Origin of the sequence: Microbacterium sp. MM2322, assembly GCF_964186585.1 — a bacterium.
Classification (GTDB): domain Bacteria; phylum Actinomycetota; class Actinomycetes; order Actinomycetales; family Microbacteriaceae; genus Microbacterium.
In genome coordinates this window covers 2,933,720-2,947,031 of sequence record NZ_OZ075067.1, presented here as the reverse complement: position 1 = coordinate 2,947,031, position 13,312 = coordinate 2,933,720, and the positions used below count along the sequence as shown (strand labels likewise).

17 protein-coding genes are annotated in these 13,312 nt (G+C 70.2%); 15 read left to right on the top strand and 2 right to left on the bottom strand.

The features are described from left to right. The first annotated feature begins 3 nt into the window (after positions 1–3). The 11 genes from ABQ271_RS14285 to ABQ271_RS14235 all read left to right on the top strand — a co-directional run bounded on the left by ABQ271_RS14285 (position 4) and on the right by ABQ271_RS14235 (position 6,813). Positions 4–444, top strand: coding sequence for a Fur family transcriptional regulator (locus ABQ271_RS14285; protein ID WP_060916212.1), 441 nt, complete (start codon positions 4–6; stop codon positions 442–444). A gap of 37 nt (positions 445–481) precedes the next feature. Continuing rightward, positions 482–1,465, top strand: a complete 984-nt coding sequence (locus ABQ271_RS14280) for a permease (RefSeq protein ID WP_349309391.1) — start codon at positions 482–484, stop codon at positions 1,463–1,465. Between the two features lie 4 nt (positions 1,466–1,469). Beyond that, positions 1,470–2,231, top strand: a complete 762-nt coding sequence (locus tag ABQ271_RS14275; protein WP_349310913.1) for a TIGR03943 family putative permease subunit — start codon at positions 1,470–1,472, stop codon at positions 2,229–2,231. Further along, positions 2,221–3,609: a hypothetical protein gene (locus tag ABQ271_RS14270; RefSeq protein WP_349309390.1), complete on the top strand. Its 1,389-nt coding sequence runs from the start codon at positions 2,221–2,223 to the stop codon at positions 3,607–3,609. Before ABQ271_RS14275 ends, ABQ271_RS14270 begins: the two co-directional genes overlap by 11 nt. Continuing rightward, entirely contained in the window at positions 3,606–4,271 is a 666-nt protein-coding gene (locus ABQ271_RS14265; protein WP_349309389.1) for a DNA-3-methyladenine glycosylase, read from the top strand. The genes ABQ271_RS14270 and ABQ271_RS14265 overlap by 4 nt, the downstream gene beginning before the upstream one ends. Positions 4,272–4,456: 185 nt before the next feature. Continuing rightward, complete coding sequence (locus ABQ271_RS14260) at positions 4,457–5,083, top strand: HEAT repeat domain-containing protein (protein ID WP_349309388.1); 627 nt, start codon at positions 4,457–4,459, stop codon at positions 5,081–5,083. Between the two features lie 171 nt (positions 5,084–5,254). Next, positions 5,255–5,491 carry a 50S ribosomal protein L28 gene (gene rpmB / locus ABQ271_RS14255; protein ID WP_018187658.1) on the top strand — a complete coding sequence of 79 codons (237 nt, stop codon included), beginning with the start codon at positions 5,255–5,257 and terminating at the stop codon, positions 5,489–5,491. Then, positions 5,491–5,661: a 50S ribosomal protein L33 gene (gene rpmG / locus ABQ271_RS14250; protein ID WP_005051772.1), complete on the top strand. Its 171-nt coding sequence runs from the start codon at positions 5,491–5,493 to the stop codon at positions 5,659–5,661. The genes rpmB and rpmG overlap by 1 nt, the downstream gene beginning before the upstream one ends. A 4-nt stretch (positions 5,662–5,665) precedes the next feature. Beyond that, positions 5,666–5,971: a 30S ribosomal protein S14 gene (gene rpsN / locus ABQ271_RS14245; protein WP_018187657.1), complete on the top strand. Its 306-nt coding sequence runs from the start codon at positions 5,666–5,668 to the stop codon at positions 5,969–5,971. A gap of 117 nt (positions 5,972–6,088) precedes the next feature. Beyond that, positions 6,089–6,478, top strand: a complete 390-nt coding sequence (locus tag ABQ271_RS14240; protein ID WP_349309387.1) for a hypothetical protein — start codon at positions 6,089–6,091, stop codon at positions 6,476–6,478. A gap of 26 nt (positions 6,479–6,504) precedes the next feature. Beyond that, positions 6,505–6,813, top strand: a complete 309-nt coding sequence (locus ABQ271_RS14235) for a hypothetical protein (RefSeq protein WP_349309386.1) — start codon at positions 6,505–6,507, stop codon at positions 6,811–6,813. A 60-nt stretch (positions 6,814–6,873) separates the two neighbouring features. Here the strand turns inward: ABQ271_RS14235 and ABQ271_RS14230 are convergent, their stop codons facing one another. Continuing rightward, positions 6,874–7,263, bottom strand: a complete 390-nt coding sequence (locus tag ABQ271_RS14230; RefSeq protein WP_349309385.1) for a nuclear transport factor 2 family protein — start codon at positions 7,261–7,263, stop codon at positions 6,874–6,876. Positions 7,264–7,364: 101 nt separating this feature from the next. On the opposite strand from ABQ271_RS14230, the gene ABQ271_RS14225 reads away from it, so the two are divergent. The 4 genes from ABQ271_RS14225 (at position 7,365) to ABQ271_RS14210 (ending at position 12,149) form a co-directional block, all read left to right on the top strand. Next, positions 7,365–8,402, top strand: a complete 1,038-nt coding sequence (locus tag ABQ271_RS14225; protein ID WP_349309384.1) for an alpha/beta hydrolase — start codon at positions 7,365–7,367, stop codon at positions 8,400–8,402. 148 nt (positions 8,403–8,550) lie between these two features. Further along, positions 8,551–9,486 (top strand): prolyl aminopeptidase, encoded by a 936-nt coding sequence (gene pip / locus ABQ271_RS14220; RefSeq protein ID WP_349309383.1) that lies wholly within the window; start codon positions 8,551–8,553, stop codon positions 9,484–9,486. A gap of 310 nt (positions 9,487–9,796) precedes the next feature. Further along, positions 9,797–10,075, top strand: coding sequence for an HU family DNA-binding protein (locus tag ABQ271_RS14215; protein WP_018187642.1), 279 nt, complete (start codon positions 9,797–9,799; stop codon positions 10,073–10,075). Between the two features lie 82 nt (positions 10,076–10,157). After that, positions 10,158–12,149 (top strand): cytochrome c oxidase assembly protein, encoded by a 1,992-nt coding sequence (locus tag ABQ271_RS14210; RefSeq protein ID WP_349309382.1) that lies wholly within the window; start codon positions 10,158–10,160, stop codon positions 12,147–12,149. Between the two features lie 6 nt (positions 12,150–12,155). Here ABQ271_RS14210 and ABQ271_RS14205 read toward each other — a convergent pair whose 3' ends face one another. Further along, positions 12,156–13,283, bottom strand: coding sequence for a hypothetical protein (locus ABQ271_RS14205; protein WP_349309381.1), 1,128 nt, complete (start codon positions 13,281–13,283; stop codon positions 12,156–12,158). Positions 13,284–13,312: the final 29 nt, after the last annotated feature.

The window sequence follows — 13,312 nt, the reverse complement described above, 5'->3', positions numbered from 1 at the left end:
GCCATGGCCCAGCGCAACACCTGGCAGCGCGAGCGCGTGCGCTCCGCACTGTCCGACGCCCCGGGATTCGTGAGCGCACAGGATCTGCACGCCGCGCTCCGCGATGAGAACACCGGCATCGGTCTCGCGACCGTCTACCGCGCCCTCGCCACCCTCGCCGCGAGCGGAGAGGCCGACCAGCTGCAGTCGCCCGAGGGCGAAGCGATCTACCGCGCGTGCGCCAGCACCGGCCACCACCACCACCTGATCTGCCGCGTGTGCGGCAAGGCCGTCGAGATCCAGGCCGACGAGGTCGAGACCTGGGCGAAGCGCACCGCAGCGGCGAACGGATTCACCGACGCCGAGCACGTGGTCGACATCTTCGGCACCTGCGCGGAGTGCGCGGCACTCGCGACGCACGCTGCGGGGCGCGAACCCGCGGCGCCCGGGGCTCGTGCGGACTGAGGTCCGCCCCGCGGCACCTCGCTCGTCGTCCGGCCCCGTGCGGGGGTCGGCCGGCCGAGGTGCTCTCGCGCTGGGCCTCGGATTCATCGCCGTCCTCGCGCTCGTCGGGGTTGCGCTCTGGAGCCCGTCGCCGGAGCTTCCCACCCGCGCTCAGGACGGGCTGACCCTCGCGCTCAGCGTCCTCATCGAGTCGCTGCCGTTCGTCATGCTCGGCGTCATCTTGTCGATCGTCGTGCAGGTGTGGGTTCCGCCGGGCGTCATCGAACGCTGGATGCCGCGGAACCCCTGGGGTCGCCGCGCCGTCCTGTCGCTGCTCGGCATGCTCATCCCGGTGTGCGAGTGCGGCAACGTCCCGTTCGCCCGCGGGCTGATGATGCGCGGCTTCTCGGTCGCCGAGACGCTGACCTTCCTCGTCGCGGCGCCCATCGTCAACCCGATCGTCATCATCACCACCCACCAGGCGTTCGGCTTCGACGACGGCATCCTCGTCGCCCGCCTGCTGGGCGGGTACCTCATCGCGAACGTCATCGGATGGCTGTACAGCCGGCATCCCGACCCCGACGCTCTGATCACCGACCGCTTCCGCGACGCGTGCCTCGCCGAGCAGGGAGTGACCGGAGACCGCGGGCGGCGGAGCCTCGCCCAGTTCGTCGTCGAGCTGCGGGCCGTCATGCCCGCCCTCATCATCGGCTCGGCCGTCGCCGGCGCCGTCCAGGTGATCGTGCCGCGCGACGTGCTGCTGTCGATCGGCTCGAACCCGGCGCTGTCGATCGCGGCCATGATCATGCTCGCCATGATCGTGTCGATCTGCTCGAACGTCGACTCCTTCTTCGCGCTGTCGTTCGCGTCGACCTTCACGCCCGGCGCGATCGTCGCCTTCCTCCTCGTCGGGCCCCTCGTCGACGTGAAGATGCTGGCACTCCTCCGCACCACCTTCCGCGGCCGGGTGCTCGGCGTCCTCGTGGCCGCAGTCGTCCTCGCGGCGGCCGCCATCGGAGGGGTGGTGAACCTCCTTGCGTGACAACGTGTGGTTCCGGATGCTGGGCGTCGGCGCCGTGGCATCCATCGCCGCCCTGACCATCGCCCTCGCGCTCACCGACCGGCTGAGCCTCTACATCAACCCCGAGTCGTCGTGGTTCGCGGTGTCGATGGCGGTGCTCGCGCTCATCGGCTCGGTCCTGAGCGTCCTGCTGCCCCTGGGCGCGGCGGAAGACCACGGGCACGATCACGGCGACGCGCCGGCGCCCGCCGAGCACGACCACGCGCATCACCCCGACCCGCGCACGGCGCGCCAGCTCGTCGGCACCGCCGCGACGATCGCGGGCGGGGTGCTCGCCCTCGGCGTCGCGGGGACGATGCTCGCCGTGCCGCCCGCGACCCTGTCGGCCGAGCTGGCTGCCTCGCGCAACACCGGGGCTGCGCCGCTGTTCCAGGGCGCCGACACCGTCGCGCTCGCCATCACGGGAGACACCGCGTCGTTCGGGATCGGCGACTGGGCGAGCGTGTTCGCCACGGCGACCGACCCGGAAGTGTTCGACGGCACCGAGATCTCGTTGACCGGCTTCGTCGCGCGCGGTCAGGGCGGATTCGATCTGACCCGCCTGATCATCACGCACTGCGTGATCGACGCGCAGCCGGCGAGCCTGCCGGTCGCGGCCGACGACATTCCGAGCAACGGCCAGTGGGTCACGGTGACGGGCACCATCCGCGACGTGGACGGGCAGTTGCAGGTGAAAGCGGCATCCGTGAAACCCGTCGACCAGCCCAAGGATCCGTATGAGTTCTGACGGTCGGCGCGCACAACGCCAACGGCGAAAGGCGCGCGGCTTCTCGGTGCGGGTGCTCGCTGTCGTCGCGGTGCTGGGAGTGGTCGCGCTCGGCGGCGGCGTCGTCACGACCCTGCAGGGCCCGCGGGTCACGTCGGTGCAGTCCGATGTGACGGCCGCGGTCGGCTCCGCCGGTTCTCGACTCATCTTCGAGACGACGCAGTCGCTGAAGAAGGTGGATGCCGCCCAGGTCACCGTGACGCCGGCGGCGAAGTTCACCGTCGATACGTCGGGTCGAAGCGTCGGCATCCGCTTTGCCGACCCGCTCTGGGACGAGACGAGGTACTCGATCCGCATCGATCGGCTCGCCGGGCTCGGCGGCGGGCCCACCTCGACGCTCGAGGAGTCGTTCACGACGCCGAAGCTGCACTCCTACGTCCTGCAGCGCAGTTCCGGCGGCGACAAGATCTACCGCGTCGGCCTCGACGGCGACAACGAGCCCGTCTTCGAGAACGAGCACATCGAGGACTTCCGTGCGACCGCCGCGCACCTCGTCGTCTCGACGCTCGAGGACGGCGTTTCGCATCTGATCGTCACCCGCACCGACGGCTCGAAGCCGCAGGAGCTCACCCTCCCCGGCAAGGGCGTGGTGACGAACCTGCAGAGCGCCGAGCGCGGAAACACGATCGGCTACACGTTCACGGATGCCGACATCTCGGCATCCGGGGGACGGGAGAGTCTCCTGTTCACCGGGTCGACCGCCGACCCGACCGCGAAGCCGGCCGAGATCACGGTCACCGGTGCCGACCCGCGCGTCGAGGACTGGCGGTTCGTGCCGGGGACCGACACGATCCTCATGCTCACCTTCGATGGCGCGCTGAGCCTCGTCTCGTCCGCGGGCGCCGCCCCCGTCGAGCTCGGCAACGCGGCGGGCATCGACGACATCTCGGGCACGACCGCCTACATCGAACGCATCAACGGACCGGCGGTCGTCGACCTCGCCTCGGCGAAGGAGAAGGCCCTCCCGCCGACTCCGGAGAAGCTCGGACAGACCGGGTCCGTCCTCGCGATGTCGGACGGGTCGACACTCCGCGCCCTCACTCCCTTCGACGGCATGACCCCGCTGGCGACGAGTGTCACGCGAGTGGATGCCGCCGGCAAGACCAGCGTCGTCGCCGAGGTCGACCCCGCGGACGGTTTGCTGCAGACCTGCGTGTCGCCGAGCGGCCGGTACGCCGCCCTCGTCGTCGCGCCCGACGTCGTCGACAACGCGTACGACGGGTACACGCTGCCGTTGCCTCAGAAGCTCGAGACGAGGATCTTCGCGCTCGACGGCACGAAGGTGACCACCATCGACGGGTTCGACGTCGCGTGGTGCCGGAAGGCTCCCGCACTGTGACCTCGCTCGCCCCCGCGACGCGTGAGGCGCTCGCCGGTCTCCCCGCCGATGTCGCGCCGACGCTGCTGGGGGGAGTCCTCCGGGTGACGACGGCGACCGGCGTCGTCGCCGTCCGGATCACCGAGGCCGAGGCCTATCACGGGCAGGGCACCGGCCCCCTCGTTGACCCCGGCTCGCACGCGCGGATGGGGCCGACCGCCCGCAACGCGACGATGTGGGGAGAACCCGGGCACCTGTACGTGTACCTGAGCCACGGCATCCATTCGTGCGTCAACGTGGTCTGCGGTCCGGAGGGTGTGGCCGGTGGAATCCTGCTGCGCGGCGGCGAGGTCGTCGAGGGCGCGGATGCCGCGCACGCGCGCCGGCCAGCGGCGCGCCTCGCGCGGGACCTGGCGCGCGGACCGGGTCGGCTCGGCGAGGCGGTGGGGCTCCGGCATCCCGTGCACGACGGTATCGATGCGATCACGGGGGAGGAGCGGGCCGGCGCGAGTGCGCGGCTGTCCCTGCCTGCGGAGCCGCTGGCCGAGATCGCGACGGGGCCCCGCGTCGGCGTAGCGGGGGTCGCCGGGACGGATGCCTTCCCGTGGCGCTTCTGGATCGCGGGCGACCCGACGGTGTCGGCGTTCCGCTGGGGGCGCGGGGCGCAGGACGCCGCCGGCTGAGGTAGATCGGCTGAATCGAGGTGCGGCTTCGCGAGGAGATGTCGGCTCGCGAGGAGCGATTCACACCGAACGCTCCTCGCGACGCCGCATCTCCTCGCGAACCGGCCGCCGGGAACACCCGCACGGGCCCTGACGTTGCCGAAGGTGTGGGATGCCGCATCCCGCCCGACCCCGCGAGGTGACCCATGACCGAGACGTCCGCAGCAGACCGCCTCGAGGCGGCGCTCACTTCGCTCGATCCGTCATCGCGCGTGCAGGCCGCCATGACGGCCGGCACCTACCCGCAGCCCGAGTACGTGCCGGTGCTCGTGGCGCAGTGCCGCATCGAGCCGCAGTTCCTCGTGCGCGAGATGCTCACATGGGCGCTGACCCGCCACGACGCCGACGAGGTTCTCGACCAGCTCATCGGCGAACTGCGCTCCCGCGGGGCGCAGATCCGCGCGCAGGCGCTCCACACGATGTCGAAGATCGGCGGTCCGCGCGTCTGGCCGGCGATCACGACCGAACTGCTGACGGATGCCGACGACTCCGTCGCACGCGTCGCGTGGCGCACCGCAGCCCGGCACGTGCCGGCAGACGAGGCATCCGCTCTCGCAACGACCCTGGCGACGCAGTTCGCCCGCGGCGAGGACGACACCCGGCGGAGCCTGAGCGAGGCCTTCGCGACGATCGGCGAGCCCGGCCGACCGCAGGTCGAGTGGGCTCTCGCGACGGGCGGTCCCTACACCCGCGCCCACGCCGCCGTGACCGCGCGACTCATGGACGACCCGGAGCAGACATACGACGAGGCCATGGCCGCCGCATCCGGCTGAGTCAAGCCGACACGCCCGGCCGTGCTAGACTGACTCTTCGTCTGCGCGCACTCCAGCACGCAGTTCGCATCCCACCTCCAGAAGACGGCCTACAGCCGTGTCCGGATGCGGGGTGCAGACAAGGGATCTTGGGTGGCACCGTCCGGTGTCACGGTACTAAGGAGAATCACTATGGCAGCAGTGTGCCAGGTGACTGGAGCTGTTCCCGGCTTCGGTCACAACATCTCGCACTCGCACCGCCGGACGAAGCGCCGCTTCGACCCGAACGTGCAGAAGAAGACCTATTTCGTTCCTTCGCTTGGTCGCAAGATCACGCTGAACGTCTCGGCTAAGGGCATCAAGGTCATCGACGCCCGCGGCATCGAGTCGGTCGTGAAGGACCTCCTCGCGAAGGGTGTGAAGCTCTAATGGCGAAGAAGGCTCAGGACGTACGTCCGATCATCAAGCTGCGCTCGACCGCCGGCACGGGGTACACCTACGTGACGCGCAAGAACCGCCGCAACAACCCCGACCGCATCGTGCTCAAGAAGTACGACCCGGTGATCCGCAAGCACGTCGAATTCCGAGAGGAGCGCTGATCGCATGGCGAAGAAGAGCAAGATCGCGCGCAACAACCAGCGCGAGGTCATCGTCGCCCGTTACGCCGAGAAGCGTGCCGAGCTGAAGAAGACCCTCGTGGACCCGAACGCGACCGACGAGGCCCGCGAGGCCGCTCGTGTCGGCCTGCAGAAGCTTCCCCGCAACGCGTCGCCGGTTCGCCTGCGCAACCGCGACGCCATCGACGGACGCCCCCGCGGCCACCTGTCGAAGTTCGGCATCTCGCGTGTCCGCTTCCGCGAGATGGCACACCGTGGCGAGCTGCCCGGCGTGACCAAGTCGAGCTGGTAAGCACCTGTTTCACACACGAAGCCCCCGTCCTCGGACGGGGGCTTCGTCGTTCTCCGCGGGGATGCGACGGATGCCGCGGGGTGCTGCGAGAGCTGGCTGCCGTGTACATTCCGGCGTATGAGCTCACGCCGCTTCGTGGTGCCGACCCTGGTCGCGACCGTTTTGCTGTTGGCAAGTTGCTCGCCGGCCGAGTTCGCGCGGGCGCAGACTGCAGAGGATCGACCAGACTCTGTCGTCGACGGATCCGCCGGCAAGGTCGACGTGGCGACGCTTCGCTACGTCGGAATGGCGGATGAGTACGACGTCTACTTCGCACGCGGATCTGACGACGGTGCCACGCTGTGTCTCTCGCTCGTTCTCGATGCCGTGTGGCAGAGCACAGACTGCGAGCGTGACTACGTGTCCGTCCGGATAAGCGACAGCGCCAGTGTCGCGGCCGAGATCAACCACCGGGGCGGGGAGGTTCGGGACATGATCTCCGACAACGTCTGGATCAGCCGAAAGTAGCTTTTTCCGTCGCCGTTACCACTCTCATGCTCGGACTTTCCGGGCTCAGCCTGGCGGGCCCGGGTCTCACCGTGATCGATTACTCCGACGCGGATGACGCGGAGCGGGCGATCGGTATCGGGATGGGTGTCTTCGCGCTGGTCGCCTGGCTGTCTCTGACGTTCCTCGCCGGGTATGCCGGTCTGGGTGGCGAAGGACCGACACGCGCCCGGCGGGTCGCCGTGTGGATCGTCCTCGGCCTCAGCTCGGTCCTCGTGGTGGGAGCCCTCGTCGCGGTGCTGGCGACGCCGCCTCCCCACAGCGAGTACCCGCTGCCGGAGTGGAGACGCGCCTAGCCAGCTGAGGACCGGTCGAGTCGGCAGGCCGCCGCCAGGGACGATCTTCTCTCCGCAGCGTCATCCTTCATTCTGCGCGACCCAGGACTCCCGGATCGGGTGCGTGTCGTACACGATGTGCAGGCGCGTGATCAGTCCGTCCTCGCCGATCTCCGCGACGTCGACCACGGTGAACGGCGCGGGTGTGCCGTTCGCGAGGACCCAGTCGAAATCGAACCAGAAGGCGACCGTTGCGGCATCGGCGCTGACGAGAGTCTTGCGAAGAGTGAGCACCGATGAGGCAGTGTCGGCGAAGAGAGCGGGATAGAAGTCTCTCGCGGCTTGCATGCCGTAGAGCGGAGAATCCACGACCCCGTCAGGCGTGAAAAGGCTGGCGGCCAGCTCGGCATCCGCGTAGCTCAAGGCGCGGAGATAGGTCTGCACGAGGTCGTCGGGGGAGAGGGAGCGCATGCGCCATCTTCTCGCAGCTCGACTCGCCGAAACGTCCCGCCGCACAACCCGCGCCCCTCCACGGCACCCGGGGATATCCTCGGACGGTCGGAGGGAGACCCGTGCCGCTGGATCCGTACTTCCGTGACCGCTTGCGCACCCACCGCCGCTACCTCGCGAAGAAGGCGTGGACCGACCTCACCGCACGGTTCCGGCCGGCTCAGGCCGCGCCCGCGGCATCCGCCGTTCCCGGAAAGCCCGCCAAGAAGCCGCTCACCCCGCGCGAGCGACACCGTCGCGCGGCACTCAACTGGGACCGCATGGAGCTCCGGACCGCCGGACTCCCCGGTCCCGACATGGAGACCACCGAGCACACGGTCCCGGTCGACGGCTACCCGGACGTCCGCATCCGCATCTACCGTCCCGCCACCGCGCCGACGCCGGCGCCCGCGTGCCTCGTGATCGGCGGCGGAGCGTTCCGCATCGGCGGCATCGACTACCCGACGGCGGATGCCTCGTGCCGCCGTCGCGCCGACCGCTCGGGCGTCGTGCTGGTCGCCGTCGGGTACTCGCTCGCGCCCGAGCATCGGTACCCGACGCAGATCGAGCAGGCGCACGCCGCGTGGGTGTGGCTCCACGCGCACGCGGCCGAGCTCGGCATCGATCCGGCTCGGATCGGCCTGAACGGTGCGTCGGCGGGCGGGTGCCTCGCGGCATCCCTCACCCTCCTCAATCGCGACCGGGGTACGCGCCAGGCGACACTGCAGATCCTCGAGGTTCCCGTCACCGACCTGACCGGGCGCTGGATCGACTTGCGCGCGACGTACGCCCTCGGCATCCCGGCCCTCGTCGCGCTGCGCGAGCTGCGCTCCGTCGCCCGCACGTACCTCGGCGACCGGAGTCGCGCGCGCGAGCAGTACGCGTCGCCCATGCGCGCCGCGTCGCACGCGGGCTTGCCGCCGGCGGTGGTCCTGACGGCCGAGTACGACCCGCTCCGCCGCGACGGCGCGACGTACGCGGCCACACTGCGCGCCGCGGGGGTCGACGCGAGCGCGACGCGCTACCTCGGCGTGACGCACGACACCCCGCTCTACGTCGGCGCGCTCCCCGCCGCCCGCCGCTGGGAGGACGACGTCGTCGCGGCCCTGCGCCGGCTCTGACCCGCGGGCCGTCGCCATCCCCCCCCTCGCGGATTCGGAGATGTGCACCGGATTCGGACCGTGAAGCGCTTTCGCATCCGAATCCGCGAGCAATCTCCGAATCCGGCACACGGATGCCGCGCCGCACCCGACTGGTAGCGTGCCCCGCGTGCATCCCCCGATCCAGCCCCACGCGTCCGGCATGCTGGACCGCCCCGACGGTGCCCGCCTGCACTGGGAGACCTCGGGGTCGCCCTCGGGCCGCGGCGCCCTGTACCTCCACGGCGGGCCCGGCGGCGGGCTCGGCAAAGGCGGGTACCGGCGCGTGTTCGACCCCGAGCGCTACCGCATCGTCGGGTTCGACCAGCGCGGATGCGGCGCCAGCACCCCCTGGGCGATCGACGACCTCGAGCACCTCGACACCAACACGACCGACGCGCTCATCGCCGACGTCGAGGCGCTCCGTGAGCACCTCGGCATCGACCGCTGGCTCGTCTACGGCGTCTCGTGGGGATCGACCCTCGCCCTCGCGTACGCGCAGGCGCACCCCGAGCGGGTGACCGAGGTCATCCTCCTCGCCGTCACCTCCGGCGCCCGCGACGAGATCGACTGGATCACCGAGGGCGTCGGCCGCATCTTCCCCGAGGCGTGGGCGGAGCTCGCCGCGCTGGTCCCACCGGGGGAGCGGGTGGTCGAGGCCTACGCGCGGATGCTGCGCGACCCCGACCCGGCCGTCCGCATGCGGGCCGCCGACGCGTGGGACGCCTGGGAGTCCGCGCACATCGCGCTCTCGCCCTGGGCAGGTCCCGGTCCCCTTCACGACGACGAGCGGATGCGGGCGAACTTCGCCACCCTCGTCACGCACTACTGGTCACAGGACTGCTTCCTCGACGTGCCCATCCTCGAGCGGATGGACCGGCTCGTCGGCATCCCGGGCGTCCTCATCCACGGCCGGCTCGACGTCAGCGGCCCTGCCGTCACCCCGTGGCGCCTGCACCGAGCCTGGCCGGGGAGCGAGCTGCACATCCTCGAGGACGAGGGGCACGGCGGTCCGGCATCCGTCGCCCTCGCCGCCGCTGCGGCCGACGCGTTCGCCCGCATGTGAGCGTGCCGTTCTCCGGACGAAACGGCGCCCAGTCGGTCGAATCCGGCCCGATTCTGCATTCCATCCGGAGAACGGGCCGCCTGCGCAACCCCCTCCGCCGAATCCGGCCAGAATCGGCGGAAACCGCCCCACCAGCCCCAAAAGTCCCATCAGACACGCGACACGCCGGTCGATTACGGCGGAGATGACCGAAAATCCGCGGAATTCCGCGGTTCGTGGGTATATTCGGGACCGGTCGCAACGACCAGCCGGCGGTCATCCCGTCGGTCCGAGTAACTGAAGACGGCGATCCGCCGTCTGGAGGAGCACCATGGCCATCACCAAGACCGAACTCGTCGCCAGCATCGCCAGCGCCACCGGCGAGAGCCAGGCCACCGTCTCGCGCGTCGTCGACGGCCTGTTCGCGTCCGTGTCCGAGGCTGTCGCCAAGGGCGAGAAGGTCTCGATCCCGGGCTGGATCGCGTTCGAGCAGGTTGAGACCTCCGCTCGCACCGGCCGCAACCCGCAGACGGGTGCCGAGATCAACATCCCCGCCGGCAAGCGCGTCAAGGTCAGCGCCGGCTCGAAGCTGAAGGCTGCCGTCAAGTAAGACGCTGCAGTCGTACGAAGGGGGATGCCGCGAGGCATCCCCCTTCGGCGTTCCCCCACCTGCCCGCGCGTAGGCTGAGGGAGTGAATCCGCGCGCTCTCCGCTTCGCCGGGCCGGCGATCCTCGCGGGCGCCGGTCTGATCGCCGTGCTCCTGGGATTGGCCTATGGCGGAGGCGCCCGACCCCTCGTGATCGGCGATCCCGGTCCCGTCGTCCGGTGGCTTCTCCCCGTGGCCGAGCTCACCGTGAACCTGTCGGCGGCGTTGCTCGTCGGATCGCTGGTCCTCGCCTTGTTCGCCCTCGTATCGGGGTCGAAGGAGTTCGACCTGGCGCTGGATGCCGCCTCTGCCGGCGCGGCGATCCTCACGGTCGCGGCGGGCACGACCGCGTATCTCACGTTTCTCAAGGTGCTGGGCGCCCAGCCGAGCGCCGACGCGGCGTTCGGTGAACAGCTCGGCCGCTTCCTCGTAGACACGGATCCGGGGCGCGCCTGGCTCATGACGACCGTCGCGGGCGCGGTGCTCACCGTCCTCGCGTTCGCCGTCCGCGGATGGCTGGCCACCCTGTTCGTGACGCTCCTCGCGATCGCGGCCATGGTGCCGATGGCGACCGCCGGCCACACCGGCAGCGAGGCCAACCACAACATCGCCGTGACCTCCCTCGCGCTCCACATCATCGCGGCCGCAGCGTGGCTGGGCGGACTGCTCATGATGATCCTGCTGCGTCCGCTGATGACGCGGGAGAAGATCGCCGACGTCCTGCAGCGCTATTCGAGCATCGCGCTCGCCGCGTTCGTCGTCGTGACCGTGTCGGGCGTCGCTCGGGCGGCCGCCGGCATCCTGTCCTTCCAGAACCTCTTCTCGGCGTACGGTGCGCTCTTGATGGTGAAGGTCGTCGCCCTCCTGGCGATGGGGGTGCTGGGCGCCTTCTACCGTCGCCGGTTGATCTCCGGCATCCGGGAGACGGCCGTAGCCGCCCGGTTCTGGACCCTCGTCGTCGTCGAGATCGTGTTCATGGGCATCGCCTCGGGCGCGGCTGTCGCGCTCTCGCTCACGCCGCCTCCCGTCGACACCACTCTCCCGCCGGACCAGACTCCGGCGGAGGTGCTGACGGGGTCGCCCCTCCCGCCCGAGCTCACGCTCGGCCGGTTCGTCACCGCGTGGGATATCGACCTCATCTGGGCGTTCGCCGTCGGGTTCGGCCTGTTCTTCTACCTGGCCGGAGTCCGCCGCCTCGTGCGCCGCGGCGACACCTGGCCCGTGGGCCGGACGATCCTCTGGATCACCGGTCTCGCGCTGCTGTTCTACGTGACCTGCGGGCCCGTGAACGCCTACCAGGACTACCTGTTCAGCATGCACATGGTGGGTCACATGCTGCTGTCGATGGCGATCCCGATGTGCCTCGTCTTCGGCGCTCCGGTGACGCTGGCCTCGCGCGCGATCCGCAAGCGCGACGACGGCACTCGCGGCGGCCGGGAGTGGATCCTGTGGGCCGTGCACAGCCCCTACGCGAAGATCATCACCCACCCGCTCGTCGCAGGGGCGCTCTTCATCGTGTCGCTGTGGGCGTTCTACTACACCGACCTGTTCCGGTGGACGCTGTACGAGCACCTCGGGCACGAGTGGATGGTGGTCCACTTCCTCACCGTCGGGTACCTGTTCGTCCTGTCCCTCGTGGGCATCGACCCGGTCCCGTTCCGCCTGCCGCACGCCGGGCGTCTTCTCCTTCTCATCGGCGTCATGGCGATGCACGCCTTCTTCGGCATCGCGATCATGATGTCGTCGGGACTGTTCGTCGCGGAGTGGTTCGGCTCGATGGGCCGCACCTGGGGACTCGACCCGCTCGCAGACCAGTACACGGGTGGCGGCATCGCGTGGTCGATCGGCGAGATCCCGACGCTCATCCTCGCGATCGTCGTCGCCGTGCAGTGGAGCCGCTCCGACGAGCGGAGCCAGCGCAGCAGCGACCGCCAGGCCGACCGCAGCGGCGATGCGGAACTCCAGGCGTACAACGCGCGTCTCGCGGAGATCGCCGCTCGCGATGAACGGGATGCCCGGCGCCAGGCCGCGCGCTGAGTCCGGTCAGTCCGCGGCTGAGACGGCGATCGACGCCGTCCCGTCGGGGAGGATCGTGATCTTGCCCGTCAGGAAGAACGGGACGAGTTCGTTGACGTCGTAGATCGATCCGTCGAAGATCGACCGGATCTGCACGTCGATCTTCGCGACCGCCTGCGTGCGGGTGATCGCCCAGCCGGCGCCGTCGGGCTCGAGCGTCACGACCGGGTTCTCTTCGATCTTCCACGTCGGCGGTTTGACGATGCGGTTGCGGACGTAATAGCCGAAGGGACACCCCGTCGGCTGCAGCACCTTCTGCGTCGCGCACTGCGCGAGGAAGGAGTCGACCTCCTTCTGCACGACGCCGATGAAGGCCTCGGTCGGTTCCGCCTGGAACGAGACCGGGATCTCCGCGAGCGGGGTGTCCGAGAGGACGGCGACGCCGGGACTGCGGGTGGCCGTGGTGTCGACGGTGATCGAGTAGAGACCGGGCGAGAACGCGAGCATGGGGATGGGTGCGAGCGGGTCGGCGTCGTCGCCGTCGGGCGAGACCTGCCGCTTGTCGACGGCGAAGCCGTTCACCTCGAACTTCATCGATCCGCGTACGGCCAGCTCGATGACCGCGAGCGGGCTTTCGGCGAAGCGCCAGCGGGGCAGGGGCCCGCCCTCCTGCTCGTCGCGCTCCACCTCGAACGTCGTCTCGCCGGCGTGGCCGCCGACGCGGTACGTCACGGTGACCGTCGTCGTGCCGTCGGCATCGGTCTTCTCCGACACCGGCTCAATATCGGAGAGGGGCGTGAGGGTGCTGCTGCGCAGGAGCGCGCCGCTGGCGTCGGCCGGGAGGTCCGCGGCGGCGAGAGCCTTGGACGTCGTCGAGACGCCGGGGACGAGCAGGGCGTCGGTCGCGCGGCCGTCGGCGAGCAGGTGCAGGTAGTCGAGGACGAACGCCGTGGGGCTGTAGAGCTGCCGGTAGAGGACGGCGGATGTCGCGCCGATCGATCCGGCGAGGAGGACGCCGATCACGCCCAGCACCGTGAGATCAACTGCCAGCTTGCGCCGACGCCGCGGGGCGGAGACCGTCGCGGTCCGGGTACGCGCGACGGGTGCGTCCGGGCGCGCGGCATCCGTCGCCACCTCGCCCCCGTCGTGTTCCACGAGCCCAGTCTAGGAAAGTCCGGCTGGTA

Bases quoted from the DNA above. Each gene is read 5' to 3' on its own strand.
- ABQ271_RS14285 (WP_060916212.1), top strand. From the start codon at position 4: ATGGCCCAGCGCAACACCTGGCAGCGCGAGCGCGTGCGCTCCGCACTG.
- ABQ271_RS14270 (WP_349309390.1), top strand. From the start codon at position 2,221: ATGAGTTCTGACGGTCGGCGCGCACAACGCCAACGGCGAAAGGCGCGC.
- ABQ271_RS14260 (WP_349309388.1), top strand. From the start codon at position 4,457: ATGACCGAGACGTCCGCAGCAGACCGCCTCGAGGCGGCGCTCACTTCG.
- rpmB (WP_018187658.1), top strand. From the start codon at position 5,255: ATGGCAGCAGTGTGCCAGGTGACTGGAGCTGTTCCCGGCTTCGGTCAC.
- rpmG (WP_005051772.1), top strand. From the start codon at position 5,491: ATGGCGAAGAAGGCTCAGGACGTACGTCCGATCATCAAGCTGCGCTCG.
- rpsN (WP_018187657.1), top strand. From the start codon at position 5,666: ATGGCGAAGAAGAGCAAGATCGCGCGCAACAACCAGCGCGAGGTCATC.
- ABQ271_RS14240 (WP_349309387.1), top strand. From the start codon at position 6,089: ATGAGCTCACGCCGCTTCGTGGTGCCGACCCTGGTCGCGACCGTTTTG.
- ABQ271_RS14235 (WP_349309386.1), top strand. From the start codon at position 6,505: ATGCTCGGACTTTCCGGGCTCAGCCTGGCGGGCCCGGGTCTCACCGTG.
- ABQ271_RS14230 (WP_349309385.1), bottom strand. From the start codon at position 7,263: ATGCGCTCCCTCTCCCCCGACGACCTCGTGCAGACCTATCTCCGCGCC.
- ABQ271_RS14215 (WP_018187642.1), top strand. From the start codon at position 9,797: ATGGCCATCACCAAGACCGAACTCGTCGCCAGCATCGCCAGCGCCACC.